We start from the raw sequence: 22510 nt of genomic DNA, 5'->3' as shown, positions 1-22510 counted from the left end.
ATCCCTGAGGGCTCGACGACGGCATCCCTGCCGTCAACGGTCACTTTCATACCAATGTAAATTAGTTAGTATGGGTGGCACAATTTAACTTGGCATCCATGCCACGAACGGTCATTTACATGACAGAGCTTAATCCAGTTAAGCCCTACGTATATCTAATAGCCAGTAATGCCTGCCCCAGCGTTCACGCCTAACTATTTTTATCTTTATCTTTGAACGGCAAAGTAGGTATTATGAGGCTGATTATTATCAAGTTATGAATGGATGCTGTTGATAAATGATTCTAAAAACCAAATCACTTCAAAATACCCAAACACCACAAACGATTGCGGGTCAAAAACAAGAACAGGATGTTGCCTTCTATTTACGCCGCGCCTTCAAAGATCATCCAGAAGTGTTGGTCATCAATGATTTTCGATTCACCTTTAATGACGAAACCGCGCAAATTGATCACTTAATCATTTACCCCTATGGCTTTGTTTTAATTGAATCTAAAAGCATAAAAGGCCATGTAGAAGTCAACCAGCAGGGTGAATGGACTCGCAGTCACGGAAGTAAATGGTTTGGTATGCCGTCTCCTATCAAGCAAGTTGAACTACAACAAGCACTGCTTAAAGAAATGCTAAAACAGCATAGAAGTGAAATTCTAGGAAAATTACTTGGTCTAAGACAACAAAGTTTTAGTATGCGTTGCTGGAACCATGTGTGCGCGGTCTCAAGTGATGCGGTAATCAACAGAGATACTATACCAACGGCCATTTCTGAGTTGTTAGTTAAAACAGAGTTTTTAGTCGATAAACTTGAAAAAATCATGAATCTTAAAAGTAAGTTCATGCGCATTATAAATGTAAGCGACACCCGCCCCGACTTTAATCAACAAGAACTCAATTCCATTACCAATTTCTTAATCGATCGACATATAGAACCACATAAATCAACCAATGAAATAACGCTCTCGCAGACACAACAAATCAATGAGCCTGTTGCACACTTTGAAGTTAACAAAGCAGTTGAAGCTAAACCCCCTGCAATAACTCAATCTGTCACACACAGCATTCTTAGCTGTAAACATTGCGGAGAATCAACAAACTACACCCCAATGTACGGTAAGTTTGGTTACTACATCAAATGCAACCAATGCACTAAAAACACGCCAATGAAACAAGCCTGTCCACAGTGCCAAAGCCCACAAACGAAGATAACTAAAGCTAAAGAAACCTATACACTGCAATGCCATAGCTGTGAAAATAGTTATAAAGTAATTTAGAGTAATTCTCGCTTATTTAAAATAAAATTATTATATTCTGTAATACTACACCGATGCCAATAAACCCTAGCTACATCTATAGGAAACCAAAAAATGTTTGGAAGTGAAAAAAATAATGCTGAAGAAATAGGACGGTTGTGGCAGCGGTTAGTTCCTCTCGAGAAGCTATATGAAGAGCAATATTCAACAATTAAATCTCAGAAAGAAGAAATTGAAGCATTGCAATTTAAAATCAAACAACCTTCTGAGAATCAAGTAATTGCCCAACAAGCGGCAAGGTCAGCGGCCCAACACAAAGGTAAAATTCAAAGAACAAGAGAGGATATTGAAGTTATCTATAACGATTCAACATCAATATTAGAAGAATTAAAAAAGTTATTAGATGAAATAAAATATACAACTGAAAGTTTTAACAAAAAAGTTTCGTTTTACGATGCAACATTTAAAAATGGAGAAGAATTATTCAACCAAATTAAGAGTATGCATGAGCAAGTAGAACAAAAAATAATTTACACAAATGAATTACTTGATAAACATCAAGATCTCAACACTCGATTAAATGAGGCATCAGAACAGTTAGAGTCTATAGGTGAGATTGATTCCAAAGCACAAGGGATATTGAAAAACATAACATCTTATCATTCAAAAGTCAGAGAGCTAAGAGATGAAATATTAGGATATGAGACTGAGAATGAAGATGGTGAAAGTGAAAGGATTGATGGGATAAAAGATGAATTAGCATCTAGTTACTTGATAATAAAAAATGATTTAAATGATTTAGATTTAAACTTAGAAAAATTATCATTAGATACAACAAAAAACTACAATTTATTACTAGAAACTTCCAATGAAAAAATAGCTGAAACACTAAAAACTCAAGAAAATCAGTATAATGATGTTTATCAGAAAATTATCACTCTTTTACCTGCTGCACTTACTACTGGTCTTAGCGCTGCATATAATGAAAAAATAACATCTGAAAGCCTAGAGTTAAAAACACATAACAACACTTTCTCAAAAGCAATAACATGGCTTATTGGAGTGTCATTCATTCCATTTCTCGTTGACTTATACTTATTAATTATCTTACAAAAAGATCTTGTGTCAGTAATTTCTGAAACTCCTAAATTAGTACTATCAATATTGCCACTATACTTCCCAATACTTTGGATGGCCTATTCATCTAATAAAAAAATGAATTTATCAAAAAGGCTAATAGAAGAATATACACATAAGGGCGTACTAAGCAAAACCTTCGAAGGTCTTTCAACACAAATTGAGGAGCTTGGTGATAGTGATACATCAAGTGAACTAAGAGTTAAATTACTTTTTAACTTGCTGCATGTTAACTCTGAAAATCCTGGTAAATTAATTTCAGATTACAAAACGACAGATCACCCCTTGATGGATGCTTTAGATAAAAGTGTGAAACTAGGTGATGCTGTAGAAAAATTAAGAAATATACCAGGATTTTCAAAATTGACTGCAAAATTGGAAAAAGAATCAAAAGACATTCTAAAAGATACAGAAGAAAAAGTGGCACAAGCAATATCAACAGTAAAAGAGTCTGGACAGGTATAAAAATATTACGTCACAAAATAAAAATGTGACGGGTACAACTCTTTCAAGGTTAACAGCCCACACACCGAGGCTACAGAAGTTCACCCTACCATCGGAGTTGCCGCAGGGCATTTGCGTTCGTTGCGTGATCGAGGCATGGATGCCGAGATAGCGTCAGTCGAATCAGGGACGAGCGTCTGACGCGATAGCATAAGGACGCTAAATGCCCAAGGGGCTTTCAACTCCGTTGGGGGCGTCTTGGAGCATCCAAGGAGGATAGGACGAGCAGTCCTCCTTGGTCGGGTGTGGGGTGAAGCCCCACGACTTTGACTTACCTCGGACGTAAGGCCGCAATTGCTAACATACTCACAGCGATAACCTTGCCAATTCAACACCAAACAAACCAGCACTATTATCGGGTGTGGGGTGAAGCCCCTTGATTCACCTCGGCCGTAAGGCCACAAAGCCAAAAGCTACATAGCAAGTGCGAAATGTGGCGCAAAGAAAATCACGACAGGTACAAACTCCAAAGCACAAATTTGCCACAGCAGCCGCAAGGCCAGTGTGAGTGACCATAGCTGGACTCACACATTTATAAATCAAGAAGGCCAACGCCCCGCAGCATGGTTGGCGGGGATTGGTATTTTGTGGCATAAGCGGTGAATTAAAGCCAGATAAGAGCTGCCGCTCCTGTTTGTCGTCTGTCGATTGAATACATCAAACAGGCGGCTTTACTGACATTGCTATTTTACTTCAAACCAATTATTTACCGAGTGCACACCAGAGGTCGCTGCCGTCACCCGTTCAGCTTGGTCTTTCTGAGCTTGGCTATTTACATTGCCGGAAATGGTGACATCGCCCTTGCGGGTTTCTATCTGAATATCTAAATTTTGTAGCTGCTGATCAGCGATCAACGCAGTATTAACTGCTGTGGCAATTTTAATATCATCACCAGTACCATCCTCGGTTGTTACAGTTAAGTCTGGTGTACCTGTTTGGGTATTCACATTGCCACTATCGCAACCGTTAAGCAGCAAACTACCAACGAGTACAACACCAGCGGTAACGAACGTAAGTTTCATGGTTTGCATTATAAGCTCCTTCACACTGCAAAAAGTGCAGGGTAATAACCATAATGCAATAACACCAGTTTGAGCTCTGTGCGCTGGCAGACATACAAATCGATCTAGGGCGAGATCACCTTGTTAGACTCTTGATTAAGCGTCAGGTGTGAAGCCCCACGACTTTGATTCACCTCGGCCATTAGGCCGCAAAGCCAAAATCTACACAATATCCCAAAGATAACCCACTAATTGCTAGCACACAGATTTTGCTGAATCTTCCAACTGCGCTGCATCACAGGAATTGAAAAACCATAACAAAACACCACGATTAGAGGCTGAATTTGAAAGCTCAGCTCGGGCCAGAGCATGAAAGCTGCCACACAGGCTAAAGTGCGCACTATCGCATGCACTATGGCCACCTTTTGCGCAGCTAAAACACCGTGGACTAACCACATTAAACCTGTTTGCACCGCAAGGGCGAAAGGCAAGGCCAGATAATTTTCCATAAAAAAGGGAATACTGATACTAAAGGTTAAAAAACTCATCCCCATCGCAGCGAGAAACACAGTCTCAAACCAATTACGCTCAGCGCTTTTCTTAAACGAGATATTCTCGCCCGTCAGCCGCGAAATACCCATGGCAAGGTAGATAATAGAACCAGTACCAATAAAGACCGCCATCACCAACTGCGAAGGAGGTAATACAAAGCTCAATACAAACAATAAGCTCCACACAATCATGCCGGATAAAGGCATAGCTAAAGCACGTTGTTGACGGTATTCGATTAATTGTTGGTCCAGTGATTTATGTTGCATGATTAAGCCCCCTTGTTTAGATGACTTAAGTATCTGCGTAAAATGTCCATCACGGCAGTGTGAGTTGTCAGCAATCTAGGATGACAAATGTCATCGATGATAAACTTATTAGGGAAAATGAGCGGGAAAGATGGCACAGACATAACTCTTTCAGTAGTTACAGCCCACACAGTGGCCACAGAAGTTCACCTCCCCTGCGAAGTTGCTGAAGGGCGTTGAAAAAATAGCGTGAGCGAGGCATGGATGCCGAGCTAGCTTTCGGGGTACAGGATGTACCATCGGAAGCGTTAGCGATTTTCGAATAAGCACGAAGCCACTAATCAATGCATGTAACTTCGCTAGGGGCGTCATGGAGCATCCAAGGAGGATAGGACGAGCAGTCCTCCTTGGTCGGGTGTGGGGTGAAGCCCCACGACTTTGATCCACCTCGGCCGCAAGGCCGCATAAAGAGTTTCATACCATTATCGAATTGAAAAACTATCCGCCGATAGCGCGGCTTTAACCCAGTATGTTATTGTTTTAGCATCATAGATTCGATTTTTACGCTTTAACCACTAAGGGTTTACTCCATATGGAACAAATATTTGAAAAATTAATGTATGCATCGCGCTGGATTATGGCGCCAATTTATTTGGGACTCAGCTTTGTTTTATTGGGCTTAGGCATTAAATTCTTCCAAGAGATCTTCCATATTCTGCCGATCATTTTTGAGATGACTGAAGTGGATTTAGTGCTGGTGACCCTATCCTTGATTGATATCACCCTCGTGGGTGGCCTGATTGTGATGGTGATGTTTTCTGGCTACGAGAATTTTGTCTCGCAGCTGGATGTGGGCGAAGACAGTGAGAAGCTAAGTTGGCTGGGTAAATTAGATTCTGGCTCACTGAAAAACAAAGTGGCGGCGTCGATTGTGGCGATTTCGTCGATTCACCTACTGAAAATCTTTATGGATGTGAAGAATATCGATAACGACAAAATCATGTGGTATCTGTTAATACACATCACCTTTGTATTATCAGCCTTTGCCATGGGCTATCTGGATAAAATTACTCGCACTAAGTAATGGGCTAACATAGTTGATGCGAACCTAGCAACGCATCAATACCAGCATGGAAAATATTAAACAAAAGCCACTGTTTTCAGTGGCTTTTGTTTTTATAGAATACGACTTAATGGCACATTAACTCTTCGCTGACTCAAGCTGATGCACTTTCTCGGTTTGATCCACTATGGTCAACACCGCAGTATCACCAACCACGTTACAGGATGTCAGCACCATATCAATAATCCGATCTAAGGCCGCCACTATGGCAAAGGCTTCTATCGGTAAACCCATTTGATGGATTAACACACCTATCATCACCATGCCGCCACCGGGAACACCGCCCGCACCGACAGATAATAGGAAGACACTAAATAACAGCGAAGGCAATTGCTCAGTGGTAATGGGCATGCCAAAGGCGTTGGCGACAAAGAAAATCGCAATAGTGATATAGATCGCCACACCGCCCATGTTCATGGTCGCACCCAGCGGTACGCCAAAACCAGCAACGGCACGGTTCACGCCTAACTTGTCCGTTAAAGTACGCATGGTCACGGGAATAGTCGCATTTGAGCTTGCGGTCGAAAGTGAAAACAGCACTTGCTCTTGGGTCTTCTCGCGGAAGGTTTTGGCTGAAATTGGGGTAAATATCCCCACTGCCATAGGATAAACCACAAAAATCCACAGTAGCAGCAGCGCGAGGATCAGCACCATATACTCAACCACACTCATAAACACACCTGCATCTAAGGTCGCGCCGAGTTTAAACATCAAGGCAAATACACCATAGGGCGCAAGACTCATCACCACAGAAATCAATTTCATCATGATTTTATTGGCGGTTTGAAAACCTTGGACAGCACCCGCAACATGCTCCCCAAGGGACTTAATCACACCGCCCAGCAACAAGGCCATAAAGATCACTTGTAGCATATTACCTGACATAAAAGCTGTCACAGGATTACGTGGGACTATGTCGATCACCAGCGCCATCAGGCTTGGCAGCTCAGTTGCTGTAATCGCTACGCCATCCGTGCTGCTCATATCTACACCTTTACCGGGTTCGAGTAGCACCACCACTAATACTGCGGTCGCGATTGCGACGACAGTATTGATGATATAAAAACCGAAGGTCTTACCGCCCAAGCGGCCAAAACTTTTGAGATCTTGCAGCTCACAGACACCACAAACGATGCTCACAAACACGAGTGGCACCACCAGCATCATGATCATATTAACGAACATAGTACCAACGCCACCGGCAAGCTCGACTAAATTACCCGAGAAAAAACCGATATCGTTTAAGAAGTATTGCACTATTGTGCCGAAAATAAGGCCGGCAAACAGACCAATAAAGATCCGCGTCGAAAGTGATTTCATCATGCTTGTGATTTCCCCAGAAAGGTCATTTATTTGTTATTCATCTTCCATGATGAGCACAATTGCCAATCCATTTTTGGCTCAGGCGGGGATAGTGAAACATGCTAGCCGTTAATTCAATGAATAAATTTCATTTTTTCATCTTGAATTAAGTTAACACCATCACAGAAAAACAGTAATAAACTGATTTTAAATCATAAAAAATTTACCAGCACAATATTTGAGCACTAACGAAATATATTTAAACCAGTATAAACAAACAAAATAAACACCAAATAACATCAAATTAAACATATAAGAAACAACAACCAAATAAAACTCAGACTTAATAACTGAATTTAAATTTATAACAGGATTTAAAACCAGTTAATTATAGTAAAGCAGAGAGATGGAATGGATGACAGCTAAATATATGGCACTAACACTAGTTCAAGTCCGTGAGCCAGCAGGTGTTGCTGTTTGATACTAATCTGGTGTTGATTTAGCCAAACGGCTAATTTTTGCCAATGCTTTAACTCGGCATTTTGCAAGTACTTAGCCTGTTTCGCTTGCTTGTCGAAATCATCAGTAGAATTAATTTGTGCTATTGCCAATAACTCAGCAGGTGCTGTCAGCGCAAGTTGTGGCACAAGGCAATGGGTCACGCCTGTTAAGGTATGGGCGATTTGTAACCCTGCGGGATCTAAGTCGGTAAAGGCGATAATCGGCAGTTTCCCTACCATTGAGCGCAAAAAATGCTGCACGCCAATCGGAGAATGATGACCGCTACCTCGGTAGATAACCATCACATGAGTTAAATCCTGTGGCAAACGCGCTTGATGGATAACATCAAATACATCTAAGTTTTCAATCACTAGGATGGCTGCGACATTGAGTTCATGGCAATGCTTTTGTGCTTCATCCAAAGGAATACGCAGTGATGTGCGTGTTGAAATCCCAGTTGGTGAAGATTCGAAACCTAGATACTTCATCAAAACGTATTCGGCTTCGGGGCGGATCTTAGCGAGCTTTTCATCGTGACTTTTGGCGGACATCGCCATGCGATCGACATTAAAATCAAGCTGCCTTAAATCAAGCCCCATTAACGCCAACACGCTTTGCCTTAGCAGTTCAAAATCTTTGGGCGCAAAACACAGATACTTTTCGGATCCGTCTAACTCACCCACTTCTAACTCGCGGTAAATCGCGCGCCAGTTAGCCGTGAGCTTAACCTTTACAGAACGCTTAATAAAAGCGTTCTCCAACAGTTGTAATTGTTGCTGGCCTAGGCGAGCCATAATTCCACATCGCGAATAATAAAGTTACCGCTATAGATGGGATGCGGTTCACCCAATGGCTCAAGCTCAAAATAAGCTTTGTGTTCATCGGGTAGGCCTTCATAGCCGCCAATCACTTGATAAATCCAGCTTTCAGCGTCCCAAGGCAAAGCCTTATCCGCCAGATATTCCAGCGCAGATTGACGCAGGCCAGACTCAATTACATCGACGAAATACTCATCCACCGCTTGTTTGAGTGGATTATCCGGCACATCGAAGTCTTCACTTTGGGTGATAGAAACGGACACATCATGCTCACGCACCGCCGCAATTACAGGATGACGGCTGATGGCCTTGATATGCGCGACTATGCCCATCAACTCCAGTTCTTGGCTGGCGTTGTGCACATCTACCGATGCAGGGGCGAGCAAGATTTCAGCGCGATTGAATAGACTCGGGATTTCCTTGTGGGACACATGGTCCGCAGGCCGATAATCCGGATGCAAATCAGTGTAGAGCAACCAGCCCTTGAGTAAACGGGTACGCCCACGGATTTGTCTGAAGCGTCCTAAGAGTTCGAGTAAACGCCCCTGCACTACGCTCAGTTCCTGGGCGCAGTCGCTCATGGTTTCCTGCAAAGTCGTCACTAAGAGTTTGCGCAGTTCACGTATATCGCCAGCGATTTCGCCTAGCTCACTAAACTGGAACATCTCTAAGCCATTAAGTAATTCAGACACTTGGCTTTGAGCTAATTCGTTTTCGCGGATCTTAGCGTTGATCGTACCAACGTAACCGAACTCGTTATTAATGCGGCCCCAGAGCACACGGATCGAATAACGCAGACTGTCGGCGAAACTATAAACATGCTCGCTCAAATCCGACAAATAGGCCTCGGCGGCGCTGTAGTCTGAGCTATGACGCGCCTCTTTATAATGATCGGCCAAGGTTTTAATCGTGGCTAAGGCCGAACCGACGTTAGAGTCGATTTGGCGATTGCGCTCGTCACTTAAGCCTTCTTCGAGCAAGGCTCGCACAGAACGCTTAAGCCGCAGCTCCTGATCTGGCTCTGGCCGCCATAAAATCCCCGCCTGTTTAAGCTTTTCGACCACGCTTGGATCGTGCGCATCCTCGTTAAGAGAGCCCGCCAAATAGGTGTCCATAATGATGTCAGCATGGCGACCTAACTGCTTGAGCAGTTTCACACCCGCCTGATGTAAGTTACTGCTCATCATGGCCTCCTTGGTCACAGCTTTTACCTAGGTTTAACAGTGCCAACATTATATTAAGTCCCGCTGGGTCGCTGTTTCCGCCTGCGCTTCTAGGCTTAAACCTTCAGTTTCGTCGATAAACCGAATGACTTCATACAAATAATCCAGCTTGCCCGTGGCGATATAGATTTGCTTCTCCGCATTGGGGCGCACTAAATAGCCGAGTTCGACTAATCGTTTGAAGACTAATTTGATTTGCGCATCGCTGTTGGTACTGGTCGAGCCAAATAAACGATATTGGCTGAGTTTGGCTAACTGCTCACGAAACGCCGGCGTGTCTTCGATACGGCTTTGCAGCTCGGTTAAACGCACGGGCGCACCTTCGCTCAGCGGCGCATCTTGACCACTGGCTTCTTGCACTAATACCAACCATTCCACCAGCGGGATCAATGCCTGACAGATATCTTTAAACTGCGATGAAATCACTTTACGTTCGCTATCGCCGAGCTGCAAATAACCGCAGAAGAACACATCACCTTCGGCGGCAGACGCCACGGTACGGTTGATCTGGTTTAAGTAGGCTTCAACCCGCTCGCGGGTACTGCTATTTTTAAGGGCGCGCCAGCCTTCTTCATTAGTGGTGCGGCAAATAAACTCGCCCTTGAGTAACAGCTCAATCAAAGCGCCAGTGCCAACTAATACGGTTTGGGTTGCATCACTCATTAGATGGCCTCCTTCGACAAACGCTTATTCAACATGTCGGCAATTGGGTTGACTTTAGGCTTAACCACCTGCAACTTCTTAGTTTGTTTGTTGATAATGTAACGATTAGCGAACAAGTTCAGCACCTCAGACTCAGGGTTCGGGAAGGCGCCCAGCACACAAATATTGTTATTTTCGCAGGCGTCAAAAATCTTCTTCACGTTGGTATGGTGCAAAGTGCCCAACTCATCAATTGGCCAGTGAATGGTCACATCGGCGCGTCCACGCAGCAAGCGCGTGAATGCCAACAAGAACTTACACAAAATCAGATACGCCATACCGTGACTTGAGGATTCGTTAAGCTGTCTGTCGGTGCGGATGATTAAGTCGCTGTTACCTTCTTTAAGGCGCAGCTCGATTTCCAGCAACTTGGAGATGCCCCCCGTTAATGCGGCACGGCCGATAATGTCTAAGGCGCGGCGCATGCTGTTGGTGTAATCCTCATCGGGCAAGCCATTAAAACCATCGGCTTTCCAATGTTTAAAGGCTTTGACGAACTGTTCAAGCTCAGGCCAGAACTCTAACTCGCTGATGCGCGAACGAATACGTACAGCCGATTCAGACACGCCATCGAGGAATAACTCTTCGCCCACTTCGCGGGTAATACGCGCACTTTGGGAGGCAATGCGGCGGTCGATATCGGCTAACACATCGTAGAAAGCGGTTAAGTCGACACCAAAAATCCGTCCTTGCTCACGCAGCGCAGTAATCGATTGCGGCACGATCACGTTCAGCAATTGCTCAAGCTGTGGCACTAACTTACGGTAATCCAGCAGACGAATACCTTTATCGTTGATAAAGCTCGATTCTTCGCGGGCACGCTCCCAGGTTTCGGCAAGGCCAGAACCTGACTTGCTGGCGATCACTGAGTCAAAATGCTCCACATATTGCTTCACCGAACCCATCAGGTAATCGCGTTTTAGCAGTAAGTCTTCACCTTGGCGCAGACGCTCGCCTAGGCTGCCTTGGGCTTCTTCGTTATTGGTCGGTAACTTAAGCTCGGCGAGTTTACGCATTACGGCACGTAACTTCGTTAAGTTTTCAGAAGCTTCAACCTGCGCCGCATCGGACGCTTTACGCTCGGTTTCAAGTTGTTGACGACGGGCCTTAACATCCTGAGTTTTCGCCTTAAGCTGTTGATCGATTTCCGATACCGCACGCTTCACATCGCTAAGCTGAGTTTGCAGTTTAGGTTTGCGCGCAAGCCAAGTGTGTTGATACCAATCGTCAAAGCGCAGTACGTCGCTGCGACGCTGTTCGGCGCGGCTGATTTTGGTTTCTAACTCACGAATTTGTTGCTTGAGTTTGAGGATATTATCCTCATCCACACCACGGGATTTAAGCTCGTTTTTGTACCAAGTCTCGCAGGCTTTCTGCTCGATTTTGGCACTTTCACGGCGTCCTTCAATAGTCGCTTTAATTTGGCCGAGTTGGTTGTCGAGCGCGCCGATGACTTCCTGCCAATAGGCATTCTTTTCCATGCGTGCTTCGAGCGCTTGCTCTTTTTGATCTTCGAGCCAGAGTTCGTGCTGATGTTTAAGTTGTTTTAGCTCACCATCGAGTTGAGTCAGTCTTTGTCCCGCATGGGCTTTGCGCTCGCTCAATGCTTTGTTGATTTTCTCTTGCTCGCTGCGCTTTTCATCAAATAGGCGACGCAGATCGTCACGGCTATTTTTGTACGCCGTGCGAGCAAAAGTCAGTTCACGGCTGAGATTATCCAACTCGCCATTAATGGCCACCAGCTGAGATTCGGCCTCGGCCTGCATTTCTTGGGCACTAGTGTGGGCTTCTTCGGCTTTGCTTAACCGAATACGCAGCTCTTGTTCGGAGGCGGCATATTCAGGCACATCGATCGCTTTAAGATCTAAATGCACGCCAAAGAAAGCTTCGCTCGATTCAGTCACTAAGCTTGGATGTAAATCAGTGCGATGCAGTAGTTCAGGCGCGATCACTTTACCTAAACTTTGCTCCCAGCCTTGGGATTCTTTACGCAGAAACTCCAATAGGGTGTGGGATTGCGGGAACAGCATATGGTGCAGTTCATCCAACGCAGTTTGACGCTCGTTCACCCTTAAGGTGGCGATACGCAAGGCTTCGTTGGCTTGGTCACGTTTGGCTCTGAGCTTGCGTTCATCGCTGCTTAAGCGTTCAACCTTGGCATTGCAGCTTTCTTGTTCTTCGTCGGCGCGGTGAATACGCTCGTCGAAAATCGCGAGACTCAGCTTTTCTTCTTCGGTGTAAGTCACGCCATCAACACGCAATTTAAGCTCGGCGGCAGTGAGTTTGAATTGGTATTCCTGCTCGCTAAAGCTAGCCTTGCCCGCATCCATTTGGTTGCGCCATTGCAGCTCTAGGGCGTCAATATCGGTGCGCGCCACTTCACGTTGTTTATCGCGGGCTTCACGCTGCTTGTCTTGGTCGGCATGCAAACCTTCAAGCTCGCGGTTTAACTGCTCGCCAATCTTACTGCGACGGGCATTGTACGCCGCCTCAATATCTTGGTGCTTCTCGGTTTGCAGCTTATGGCGTTCACTTAGGTTTTCAACATCGGTGCGCCAGTTCGGCAGCATCTCAAGATCGGCCTTGGCTTGTTCTATGTTGGCATCTAAAAAGGCAGCGTGCTGATCTTCAATCGCATCGAGCTCATACTCGCACTTTGCCACATCGCCCTTAGCTGCCGATAAATCGAGATTAAGCTCATCGCGTTGCTCTTTCCATTCATCGTCGAGCAATCTGAGTTTTAAATTCAGCTCTTTAGATAAGGTTTGCTGAATATCTTGGCGATCGGCTTCTAAGGTTTCATCGTTGCGATAACCACGGGATAAACTCGATAAACGCAGTTCGGCGCTGAGCAGTTGGTTAAATTCTTGCTCGAGTTTTTCAAACTCAGGGCGAATGACTTCAAAGCCTTGGATAAGTTGGCTCTCACGGATCCACGCCTCAACGCGCTGTGGGTTTAAGCGTGAGCTGGGCGGATTAACCCCGTCCTCCTCTAAAATGGCGGCGATCATGGATTTGACCGTCTCCATCTTGCCTTCTTTGGAGTGCACCGCTTTGGCGAGTTTTTCGATGTGGCGCAGCGAATGCTCGCCCTCACACAGGGCAAATTGGCGTGCATAACCGCGTAGTTCACTGCGGTTGCTGCCCGTGCTTAATAGGGTGCGATCGTTTTGAATAATGGCGCGATATTCACGGGTATTAAGCAAATTAGTGGTGGCGATGCCGGCACGTTTTAAATCACGGCCTAATTCCGCCATGGTGTGGCACAGAATAGTGTCGCCATTTTGCGATTTAATATAATCGCTTAGCTCAAAACCTTTAGCGATAAAGCGATAGTTAACGCCCTTACCATCGCCCGCAGAGGCCAGCACGGCTTGGTACAGTAAGCCATCGGCCTTTTGATATTCGTAAATGATGTAGCTTGAATCGTGTGGCAAATACCAACGCTCGAAACTGTCGCGGGTCGAAGGCACCACGCGGCTTGGGTATTCACCATAAAAAACAGGGACTAGACGTTGTAATGTCGTTTTACCCGAGGCGTTAGTACCACAAATGTTGGTATGACCATTGAGGGCGAGTTCCACCACGCCCGGAAGGTGCGTATCAATCAGCACAATACGAATCAAGCTTGCCATTTCATTCCTTATGCAAACAGGAGAGTCTTATCTAAGCTGCAGAAGCCTTCTACAGGACAAAGAGAAAACAATCCAAGAGGGCCACAGACCTTAAAATGCACTGTAAAAAGTGATTTTAAAATCATGACCTAAAAATAGTGCCCCTAAAATAAGGCAATCGCGGTGTATTGGCAATTAAGCGGCGCTGCACTAATGCCATGGCTCACAATCTTTACGCCCAGAATTGGGCCCAGAACTAAGCTCTTCTTTAAGCCCAGAACTAAGCTACTAGCAAAGCCAATACTAACCGCCAATGATACGACAACTTAGCCAAAATAGGCGGCTAACAAAGCGGCAATTAGCGCAGTAAAAGGTAAATTTTAGCGGTTATCTTCAAGGCGCAGGCGATCAGCGATCCGGCTATAGATCAGCATCATTTCCGCCAGCGATCCCACTTGCATGCCTTTCATCAAATTGGCGCGGTGGATCTCGACCGTACGCATGGCAATACAGAGGCTATCGGCGATCTCTTGGTTCTTCAGCCCTTGGGCAATCAGGTTGAGTATTTCCCGCTCCCTTGGTGTGAGCGCTTGATACGTCTCAAGATACTGATTATCTTGATGATGCGCCTTGGTATGTTCCAACGCTTTGACGACCGCTTCGGCTAACTTAGCGCCATCGGCGGGCTTTTGGAAAAAATCCACCGCACCTAATTTAAGCGCATCTACCGCCATAGGCACATCGCCATGGCCGGTGAGATAAATCACCGCTAGCGGACTATTTTTTGCCACTAATTCAAGATGCAACTGCTGACCACTCAAACCCGGCATTCGCACATCGACTAGCGCACAACCCGGTAGTGTTAAGTCTACGGCGGTAAAAAAGGCTTCGGCGCTATCAAAGTCGGTGATCTTAAGGCCATAACTTTCAAGCATAAAACGCAAAGAACGACGCACTGAGTCATCGTCATCGATTAAATACACAGGTAGATCAAGACTCATTATTGGCTCCATTGGGTTCAGGTTTACGCGGTATAGCAACCTGCGCTTGGCAACCGCCACCCATAGCGCTTTCTAGGCTAAACGTACCACCATGGCTCTCGGCAATATCACGGCAAATCACTAAGCCTAAACCTAACCCCTCTGATTTAGTGGAATAAAATGCTTGCATCAGCAGACTGGTCTCTTCGGTTAACCCTGTGCCATTATCTGTGACTGTCAGCAAGAGCGTACATTCTTGATAGCGAAGATCGATATCGATCGTGGGTGTGTATGGCTTTTGCGTGATGATCTGTTCGGTGCCTCTGGATTCAAGCTCTAACCGCTGAACGCAGGCGTCAAAGGCGTTTTTCAGCAAGTTAAGCAACAACTGCTGCATGCCAACTTCATCGAGGGACTGTAAATAGGGTTCACCATTCACATTGACGGCAAGGTTTATCTGATGTTGTTCAAACTCATAGGCGAGTAGCGGCACAGTCTCATTGACCAGCTCATGCAAATACAAAGGCTGTTTCGACACAGGTCGCTTCTTCAATAAATTACGTAAGCGACTGATAATATTGTCGGCGCGCGTGACTTCCTGCTGGATCAGCGCCAATACAGATTGCAACTCCTCAGGGCTCGTCCCCCGCTGTAATCGCACTTCGGCGCCATGACAATAATGGCCAATCGCCGCCAAAGGTTGATTGAGTTCATGGGAGAGACTCGCGCCAAGCTCACCCGCGATAGCAATACGTTGGGCATGTTCCAGTAACGCACGGTTTTCATTGAGCTGGCGCTGAGTGTTAATCAACTCACGGCCGCGGCGGCTAAAGCGGTATTCAAGCCAAAAATGATACACATTGAGTAAAACCAAAATCCCCAAAACAAGCCAAGCCCATTGTTGATGTAACTTGATCCACTGCCACGCCCTTTGCCACCATGGTGCCTGCAAAGGATGCATATCGAGATCTTTAAGCAGTTGATCGATCGCAAGCTGACTCACGGCCGTGGTCCAGCCCGCAGAATCAGCAAACTTAGCGGCGAGATGATCTTCGGGCAGCGCCAGCAAAGCTTGAGTCACACTTTTAGCCAGAGACTGGGAAGCGCGATTGGTCTTTGCCATAGACCAGTTGGGATAAAGGTGAGTCGAGACTTGGCAATTAAATCCCGCAGGCGCTTGATTATCGAGCACTCGATAATGAGCGATATTAATAAGACCTTCCGTTTGCATCTGCTCAAGCTGACACACAGGCACGACCGCAGCATCTAACTGTTGATGTCGCTCTGTGGAAGTTTTTTTGTTATCTAACTGATAAATCAAGTTGTCTAGCGGAAACCCCAGCGGAATAATCTCACCCACAAAGCGAGGCAAATCTATGCCCTTTAGCTGCGCTTCATACACTAAGGTCAAGTAACCGCCGAAGGCATTTTTCGACACTATCCCGAGTCGACGTCCCTTAAGATCAGTTAAAGTTTGATAGGGAGAATCGGCGCGCACCACCAGCGCCGAGCCCACTTGCATTGCCGCGCCATTATTTAACGGACTGCGCAGGGTCGCCAACCAAGTAAGGGAATATTGCCGCGCCAGCAACACGGATTGCCCTGGGTTAGTGATCACAAAATCGAGCCCTTGGGTTTCAACGCCCTTAGCTAGCTCATCAAGGGTGAGAGGATGTAACCTAAAGTAACTGTTGGGAATTTGAGTTTCGAGCCACCCCATCAAAGGTTGCCAGCGGTTGATGGTTGCCTTATAACCGCGGATGGCTAACACGCCAACATCGACTACTTGATAACTGGGCTCTTCGATAGCAACTTGAGCAACAACCTCAGGGTCAGTTAATCCCGAATGCGCACTTTGATTCAGTGGCTCCGCAGCAAACACCTTAACCGAAGCCAGCAAGCATAGGAATAACACTGCGTTCCTTGGCTTTTTTCTCGGTATTACCACGGAATGTGGAGTGCTCAGAATCGATAACGGCCACTTGACCGATACAGCTAAGCGAAACACAGTTTTCATCATCCTCAATAACATGAAGTGCAATCCTTTATCCCCAGTCACTCACACTAAAATCAAGTCCAACTCAAGCTAAGAAAAGGCCAAACTCAAGTAACAAAAAATAAAACCCTAGCATTTTGAAGGCTATTCTAACGGATATTTGTTGCGCTAGATCAAGTCCACACCCGATATGTGGAAAACCACTATAGTTATGCCGCCTCCCCTTTTACAGAATGCCTGTAAACCTCGCCATAAACCTTAACTCTAGGTCTATGAGCCAGTTTATTCGCCATCTGCAAGTAGTGAAGGAAATCTGTATGGACAAGAGTAAACGCCAGTTTCTCGGCAAAATGGCCAGCGTCAGTGTTGGCGCCGCACTCATCCCTGTCGTGCAAGTGTATGCACAGGATGATAAGCGCAGCCCTCAAATGCATAGTGCCAGCGAAGGGCAAGTGGGTATACGTTACGGTATGGTAATTGACTTGCGCCGCTGTGTGGGCTGCCAAGCCTGTACCGTCGCTTGCACTATCGAGAATCAACCACCCCTCGGGCAATTTCGCACCACAGTGCAGCAGTATGAAGTCTCGCAGCAGGAAAATACCACTCCGCCTGCGTTTTTAATGCTGCCAAGACTTTGTAATCACTGCGAAAACCCGCCCTGCATCCCCGTTTGTCCTACGGGCGCGACCTTCCAGCGCAAGGACGGCATAGTGGTCGTCAACAATGAATGGTGTGTTGGTTGTGGCTATTGCGTGCAAGCCTGCCCCTATGATGCGCGCTTTATCAACCACGATACTAATACCGCCGACAAATGTACCTTCTGCGCCCACAGGTTAGATGCAGGGTTACTGCCTGCCTGTGTCGAAACCTGCGTAGGAGAAGCCCGTGTGATTGGCGATCTGAATAATCCCAACAGCCAGATAAGCCAACTGCTTGCCGCCAACAAAACCGACATCAAGGTGCTCAAACCGACGGCCAACACTGCGCCACGGGTGTTCTACATCGGCATGAGCAGCGCTTTTCAGGACAAGATTAGCGGCCAAGCCCCCGTTAGAACCTTACTTACCGATACTGGCGAGGGGATCCACCATGGTCATTAAAGAAATCTTTACCCCTGATATCGCCATTACTTGGCTACCTTGGGCAGTACAATACTTTTTTATGATGGGGCTCGCCTACGCCAGCGTATGGGTAGCGACAATACATTTGTTTAGCCAACCCAAACCCGATGACAGATTGCTGAAGCTCTGCGCCTGTTTAATGTTAACCGCAGGCATAGTCGCCCCTATCGCCTTACTCGCCGATTTACACCAACCGCTGCGGGCTTGGCATTTTTATGCGCAAGTTCGCCCTGATTCTTGGATGTGGTATGGCGCCTTTTTACTGCCCGTATTCTCGGGCACCAGCGCAGTGTTTGCTTGGCTGCTACTGCGTCAATATCTGCCTAAGCACACCACGAATCAAGACTCAGATTGGGTGAATAAAATAGGCCAATTACTGAGATTTGGTGATTGGAACAGTGACAAATTCATCAAGCCGATCGCACTGATCACGGCCCTGAGTGCCTGCAGTATCGCCCTCTACACTGGCATGGAAACCATGGCCATTAAGGCGCGGCCACTGTGGCATACCTATTGGCTTCCACCTTTGATGGCAATGAGTGCCCTGCTCGCCGCCTGTGGCACTTTGGTGGTATTGAATCGACTATTAAAGGGCTACCAACAGCGCACCCAAGACAGCCTATTACTCTGGGTAAGAGCGAGTTTTGGTCTATTCGCCCTATGCCTTATCGGCTGGGCGTTATTCGATAAGGGCTCGGCCCCTGAAGCCGCACTATTGCTTGAAACCAGCCCAAGCTGGCAACTTGCTGCGATTTGGGTACTGGTCACACTCGCCGTGCTGGCACTGATGCTCGCCATTCGTCACTTACCCAATATGGCAATGCTAATCGTCAGCCTCACGGCCATTCACCTTGCGTGGGGATTTCGCTGGATAGTGCTAATTCAAGCGCAAACCGATCCTAAATACGGTGCGGGGACTTATCTCTATCAACTGCCTTGGGGACCTGAAGGGCTATTAGGCATAGCCGGTACCTTCGGCCTCTGGTTAGCATTAATGGCGCTGGTCTCCGAACTTATTCGCCACACGCCTGCGGCAAAACTTGCTCGCTGAGCACCCAAATAGTTTACAGAATTAAGGAGTCCATCATGGATAAGAGTAAACGTCGTTTTATCAAAGGGGCCGCTGTCACGGGTGGTGTGGGATTATTTGCTGCGGGTTATAGCCATACATTAGCGCAAATAGGTAAAGGTGTCGTCAATGGTACCTCAGGAAAACCAACCCAAGATCCGCTGCACGGCAATTCCTTAGCACCTGAATACAAAGTCGATTTACAGTCAGGTCAGTTAATCAGCAATGACGATCAACGCATCGCCAATACTATGTGCTTAGGTTGCTGGACCAAATGCGGCGTGCGCGCTCGTATCGATCAAAAAACCGATAAAATCATCCGTATCAGCGGCAATCCTTATCATCCGTTGTCATCGCGGGAACATATCGATTTCGATACACCGATCAAAACCGCCTTTGTTGGGCTTAGCGCCTTTCAAGAACAGGGGCTGCAAGGACGTTCCACCGCCTGCGCCCGCGGTAATGCCATGCTAGAACAATTAGATAGCCCACACCGCGTTACCCAATGCCTTAAACGCGTGGGTAAGCGCGGCAGTGGCCAATGGCAGAGCATTAGCTTTGAGCAATTGCTGAATGAAGTCGTCGAAGGTGGTGATTTATTTGGTGAGGGCCAAGTCGAAGGCTTAAGAGCGATTCGTGATATCGCCACGCCGCTCGATACCAATAATCCAGAATACGGCCCTAAGGCCAACCAGTTACTGGTCTCAAACGCATCAGATGAAGGCCGCGATGCCATTATCAAACGCTTCACCTTCAACAGCTTTGGCACGCGCAACTTTGCCAACCACGGCGCTTACTGTGGATTTACCTACCGTGCTGGAGCGGGCGCTTTATTGGATGATTTGAAAAAATACGCCCACTTAAAACCCGATTGGGATCATAGTGAATTTTTACTCTTTATCGGCACTTCACCGCAACAATCGGGCAATCCCTTTAAACGCCAAGCAAGACAATTGGCTAACGCGCGGGTGAATAACACCAATTTCAGTTATGTGGTGGTGTCGCCCATGCTGCCCAATACCTCGAATCAACCTTGCGCGGGTAACAATACTTGGCTGCCGATCCGCCCCGCCACCGACTCGGCCCTCGCCATGGGCATGTTGCGCTGGATTATTGATAACGAGCGCTATGCCGCCGATTTTTTGAGTGCGCCCAATGTCGATGCCGCAAAAGCATCAGGTTACCGTGGTTTTAGTAACGCAGGTTTCTTGATCGTCAGCGAACCGACCCATCCAAGATATGGCCAATATCTCTTTGCCAGCGATCTTGGCTTACCTTTCGACGGCAAAGCCTATGGCGAGCAAGACTCGCAGTTGGTTGTCGATGCCGCGAGTGGCAAGATAGTTTTGGCTAGCCAAAGTCAGAAAGCTAAGCTCGACGTTGACCAAAGCGTCGACACACCTAAGGGAATGATTGCGGTTAAATCTAGTTTCCAACTGTTAAGTGAAGCGGCGCAGAGCTTCGAGATAACACACTATGCCAAGGAGTGCGATATCAGCGAGGCGCAAATTATCGCCCTTGCGGATAAATTTACCAGCCATGGCACTAAAGCCGCAGTGATCTCCCACGGCGGCACAATGAGCGCCAATGGTTTTTATAGCGCGTGGGCAATCATGATGCTCAACGCCATGATAGGTAACATCAATTTAAAAGGTGGCGCATTAGCTTCCGGCGGTTCCTTTCCCGCCTTTGGTAAAGGCCCAAGGTATAATCTGCAGGAGTTTGACGGCATGGTCGAGCCTAAGGGCATATTCCTATCGCGATCTAAATTCCCCTACGAGAAAACCTCAGAGTATCGCCGTAAAGTCGAAGCGGGCGAATCGCCTTATCCTGCTAAGGAGCCTTGGTTCCCGATTTCATCGCCCTTATTGGGCGAACATTTAACCGCGGCGGTGCACGGTTATCCCTATCGACTCAAAGCATGGATTAACCACATGGGCAATCCGATTTATGGTCAAGCGGGCCTAGGTGAAGCCATTGGTGAACAACTGAAAGATCCCAAAGTGCTACCACTGTTTATCAGTATCGACAGCTTTATTAACGAAACCTCGGCGCTATCGGATTATATCGTGCCCGACACCTTAACCTACGAGTCATGGGGTTGGAGCCCTTCTTGGCATGGGACTCTGACGAAGGAAACGACAGGTCGCTGGCCGATTGTCGAACCAAGGGTCACAAAAATGGCCAGTGGCGATGTGGTGTGCATGGAATCTTTCTTGAGCCAAGTGGCGATAAAACTGCAACTACCTGGCTTTGGCGAAAATGCCGTTAAGGCAGCAGATGGCAGCTTACATCCGTTAACGCGCGCAGCGGATTACTCACTCTATGGCGCCGCCAATGTAGCCTATTTGGGTAAAGCCGTCGCCGATATTAACGCTGAGGACATGTATCTTAGCGGTGTGAGTCGTATTCAAAGTGAGCTCAACGCCAGACTCAAGCCAGATGAAGTCAAAAAAGTCAGCTACTTATTTGCCCGCGGCGGCCGCTTTGAAAATATGAGCGGTGCACGGGATGAAGTGGGGAATCCAACCAAGGTTTGGCCAAAACCTATGATGCTGTGGAATCCCGAAGTGGGCAGTCGCCGTAACAGTCTCACAGGGGAATTTATGAGTGGCTGCCCACGCTTATATCAACCCGCCTTAGCCAATGGCACACCGCTCGATAAGGCATTTAATAAATCACAATGGCCTTTGCTGATCAGCAGTTACAAATCCCACACCATGAGCTCTATGAGTATTGGCTCGGATCGTTTGCGCCAAGTGCACCCTAATAATCCAGTACGACTGAACGAGAAGACCGCCAGTCGACTTGGGATCAGCACAGGTGACACGGTCAAGATCAGCACGTCCAACGGCAGCGTGATTGCCTTAGTGGAATGTGTTGCCGGAGTGCACCCTGACTGCATCGCTATCGAACACGGTTATGGCCATAAGGAACTCGGCGCGCGGGACGTAGTGATCGACAACCTTAAAATCGCCGCCAATCCGCTGATCCGAGTCGGCATCAATATGAACGACTTGAATCTGTTTGATCCGAGTCGCCACGGCCGCTACCCGCTGGTGGATTGGGCAAGTGGCGCTTCGGCCAGACAAGGGCTACCAGCTAAGATTGAAAAACTAAGCTAACCGCCGAGCATAGATGACACTTAAGAAGCTGCCCTTTGGCAGCTTTTTCTTTAGCGTTAATTCAATCTGATTAAGTCTAATCGCATCATTAATGCTTTCTAGCTATGCCTATTCGCGAATAAACCGAGGAATAGTGATCTTTTTTACTCAATTTAGGTATATAGATCCCGATCACGCGTTTCATAGAAATAAACCACATATTAAAATCACAGCTATATTTATCAGTATATCTAGCTCGAAATATCGAGCTT

General features: G+C 46.7%; 15 protein-coding genes. 6 read left to right on the top strand and 9 right to left on the bottom strand.

Features of this window, described 5'->3' with window-relative positions:
- Positions 1-277 precede the first annotated feature (277 nt).
- Together L5L77_RS04535 and L5L77_RS04530 are read left to right on the top strand one after the other, a co-directional pair.
- Positions 278-1267, top strand: coding sequence for an NERD domain-containing protein (locus L5L77_RS04535; RefSeq protein ID WP_263222162.1), 990 nt, complete (start codon positions 278-280; stop codon positions 1265-1267).
- Between the two features lie 93 nt (positions 1268-1360).
- Positions 1361-2848, top strand: a complete 1488-nt coding sequence (locus tag L5L77_RS04530; protein WP_113939121.1) for a hypothetical protein — start codon at positions 1361-1363, stop codon at positions 2846-2848.
- A gap of 722 nt (positions 2849-3570) precedes the next feature.
- On the opposite strand, the gene L5L77_RS04525 is transcribed toward L5L77_RS04530, so the two are convergent.
- Positions 3571-3918 carry a BON domain-containing protein gene (locus L5L77_RS04525; RefSeq protein ID WP_263222158.1) on the bottom strand — a complete coding sequence of 116 codons (348 nt, stop codon included), beginning with the start codon at positions 3916-3918 and terminating at the stop codon, positions 3571-3573.
- Positions 3919-4136: 218 nt separating this feature from the next.
- Positions 4137-4706 carry a DUF7010 family protein gene (locus L5L77_RS04520; protein WP_263222156.1) on the bottom strand — a complete coding sequence of 190 codons (570 nt, stop codon included), beginning with the start codon at positions 4704-4706 and terminating at the stop codon, positions 4137-4139.
- Positions 4707-5277: 571 nt separating this feature from the next.
- Here L5L77_RS04520 and L5L77_RS04515 point away from each other — a divergent pair.
- On the top strand, positions 5278-5769 hold the full coding sequence (locus L5L77_RS04515) for a TIGR00645 family protein (protein WP_105250244.1): 492 nt from the start codon (positions 5278-5280) through the stop codon (positions 5767-5769).
- A 117-nt stretch (positions 5770-5886) separates the two neighbouring features.
- On the opposite strand, the gene L5L77_RS04510 is transcribed toward L5L77_RS04515, so the two are convergent.
- From L5L77_RS04510 to L5L77_RS04480, 7 genes are all read right to left on the bottom strand, one after another.
- Entirely contained in the window at positions 5887-7131 is a 1245-nt protein-coding gene (locus L5L77_RS04510) for a dicarboxylate/amino acid:cation symporter (protein WP_263222154.1), read from the bottom strand.
- A gap of 401 nt (positions 7132-7532) precedes the next feature.
- Positions 7533-8405 carry a hypothetical protein gene (locus tag L5L77_RS04505; RefSeq protein WP_263184486.1) on the bottom strand — a complete coding sequence of 291 codons (873 nt, stop codon included), beginning with the start codon at positions 8403-8405 and terminating at the stop codon, positions 7533-7535.
- Positions 8393-9613 (bottom strand): hypothetical protein, encoded by a 1221-nt coding sequence (locus tag L5L77_RS04500; protein ID WP_011790750.1) that lies wholly within the window; start codon positions 9611-9613, stop codon positions 8393-8395. Before L5L77_RS04500 ends, L5L77_RS04505 begins: the two co-directional genes overlap by 13 nt.
- Positions 9614-9661: 48 nt before the next feature.
- Entirely contained in the window at positions 9662-10315 is a 654-nt protein-coding gene (locus L5L77_RS04495; RefSeq protein WP_006080105.1) for a hypothetical protein, read from the bottom strand.
- Positions 10315-13989 carry an ATP-binding protein gene (locus L5L77_RS04490; RefSeq protein ID WP_219253255.1) on the bottom strand — a complete coding sequence of 1225 codons (3675 nt, stop codon included), beginning with the start codon at positions 13987-13989 and terminating at the stop codon, positions 10315-10317. Before L5L77_RS04490 ends, L5L77_RS04495 begins: the two co-directional genes overlap by 1 nt.
- A 359-nt stretch (positions 13990-14348) precedes the next feature.
- A complete protein-coding gene (locus L5L77_RS04485) occupies positions 14349-14969 on the bottom strand; it encodes a response regulator transcription factor (protein ID WP_263184490.1) in 621 nt (206 codons plus the stop codon).
- Entirely contained in the window at positions 14959-16980 is a 2022-nt protein-coding gene (locus L5L77_RS04480) for a sensor histidine kinase (RefSeq protein WP_263184492.1), read from the bottom strand. Before L5L77_RS04480 ends, L5L77_RS04485 begins: the two co-directional genes overlap by 11 nt.
- A gap of 281 nt (positions 16981-17261) precedes the next feature.
- On the opposite strand from L5L77_RS04480, the gene dsrO reads away from it, so the two are divergent.
- The 3 genes from dsrO to L5L77_RS04465 are packed head-to-tail and all read left to right on the top strand — an operon-like array spanning position 17262 to position 22259.
- The gene (gene dsrO, locus L5L77_RS04475) at positions 17262-18044 is read left to right on the top strand and encodes a sulfate reduction electron transfer complex DsrMKJOP subunit DsrO (RefSeq protein ID WP_263184494.1); all 783 of its coding nucleotides are present in this window, start codon (positions 17262-17264) and stop codon (positions 18042-18044) included.
- Positions 18034-19116 (top strand): NrfD/PsrC family molybdoenzyme membrane anchor subunit, encoded by a 1083-nt coding sequence (gene nrfD / locus L5L77_RS04470; protein ID WP_025008365.1) that lies wholly within the window; start codon positions 18034-18036, stop codon positions 19114-19116. Before dsrO ends, nrfD begins: the two co-directional genes overlap by 11 nt.
- A gap of 35 nt (positions 19117-19151) precedes the next feature.
- The gene (locus L5L77_RS04465; RefSeq protein WP_263222152.1) at positions 19152-22259 is read left to right on the top strand and encodes a tetrathionate reductase subunit A; all 3108 of its coding nucleotides are present in this window, start codon (positions 19152-19154) and stop codon (positions 22257-22259) included.
- Positions 22260-22510 lie beyond the last annotated feature (251 nt).

The sequence above is a fragment of the Shewanella sp. SM29 genome (genome assembly GCF_025654245.1).
Lineage (GTDB): Bacteria > Pseudomonadota > Gammaproteobacteria > Enterobacterales > Shewanellaceae > Shewanella > Shewanella oncorhynchi.
Note: the sequence above shows the minus strand (reverse complement) of the source record. Positions and strands in the feature narration are given on the sequence as shown.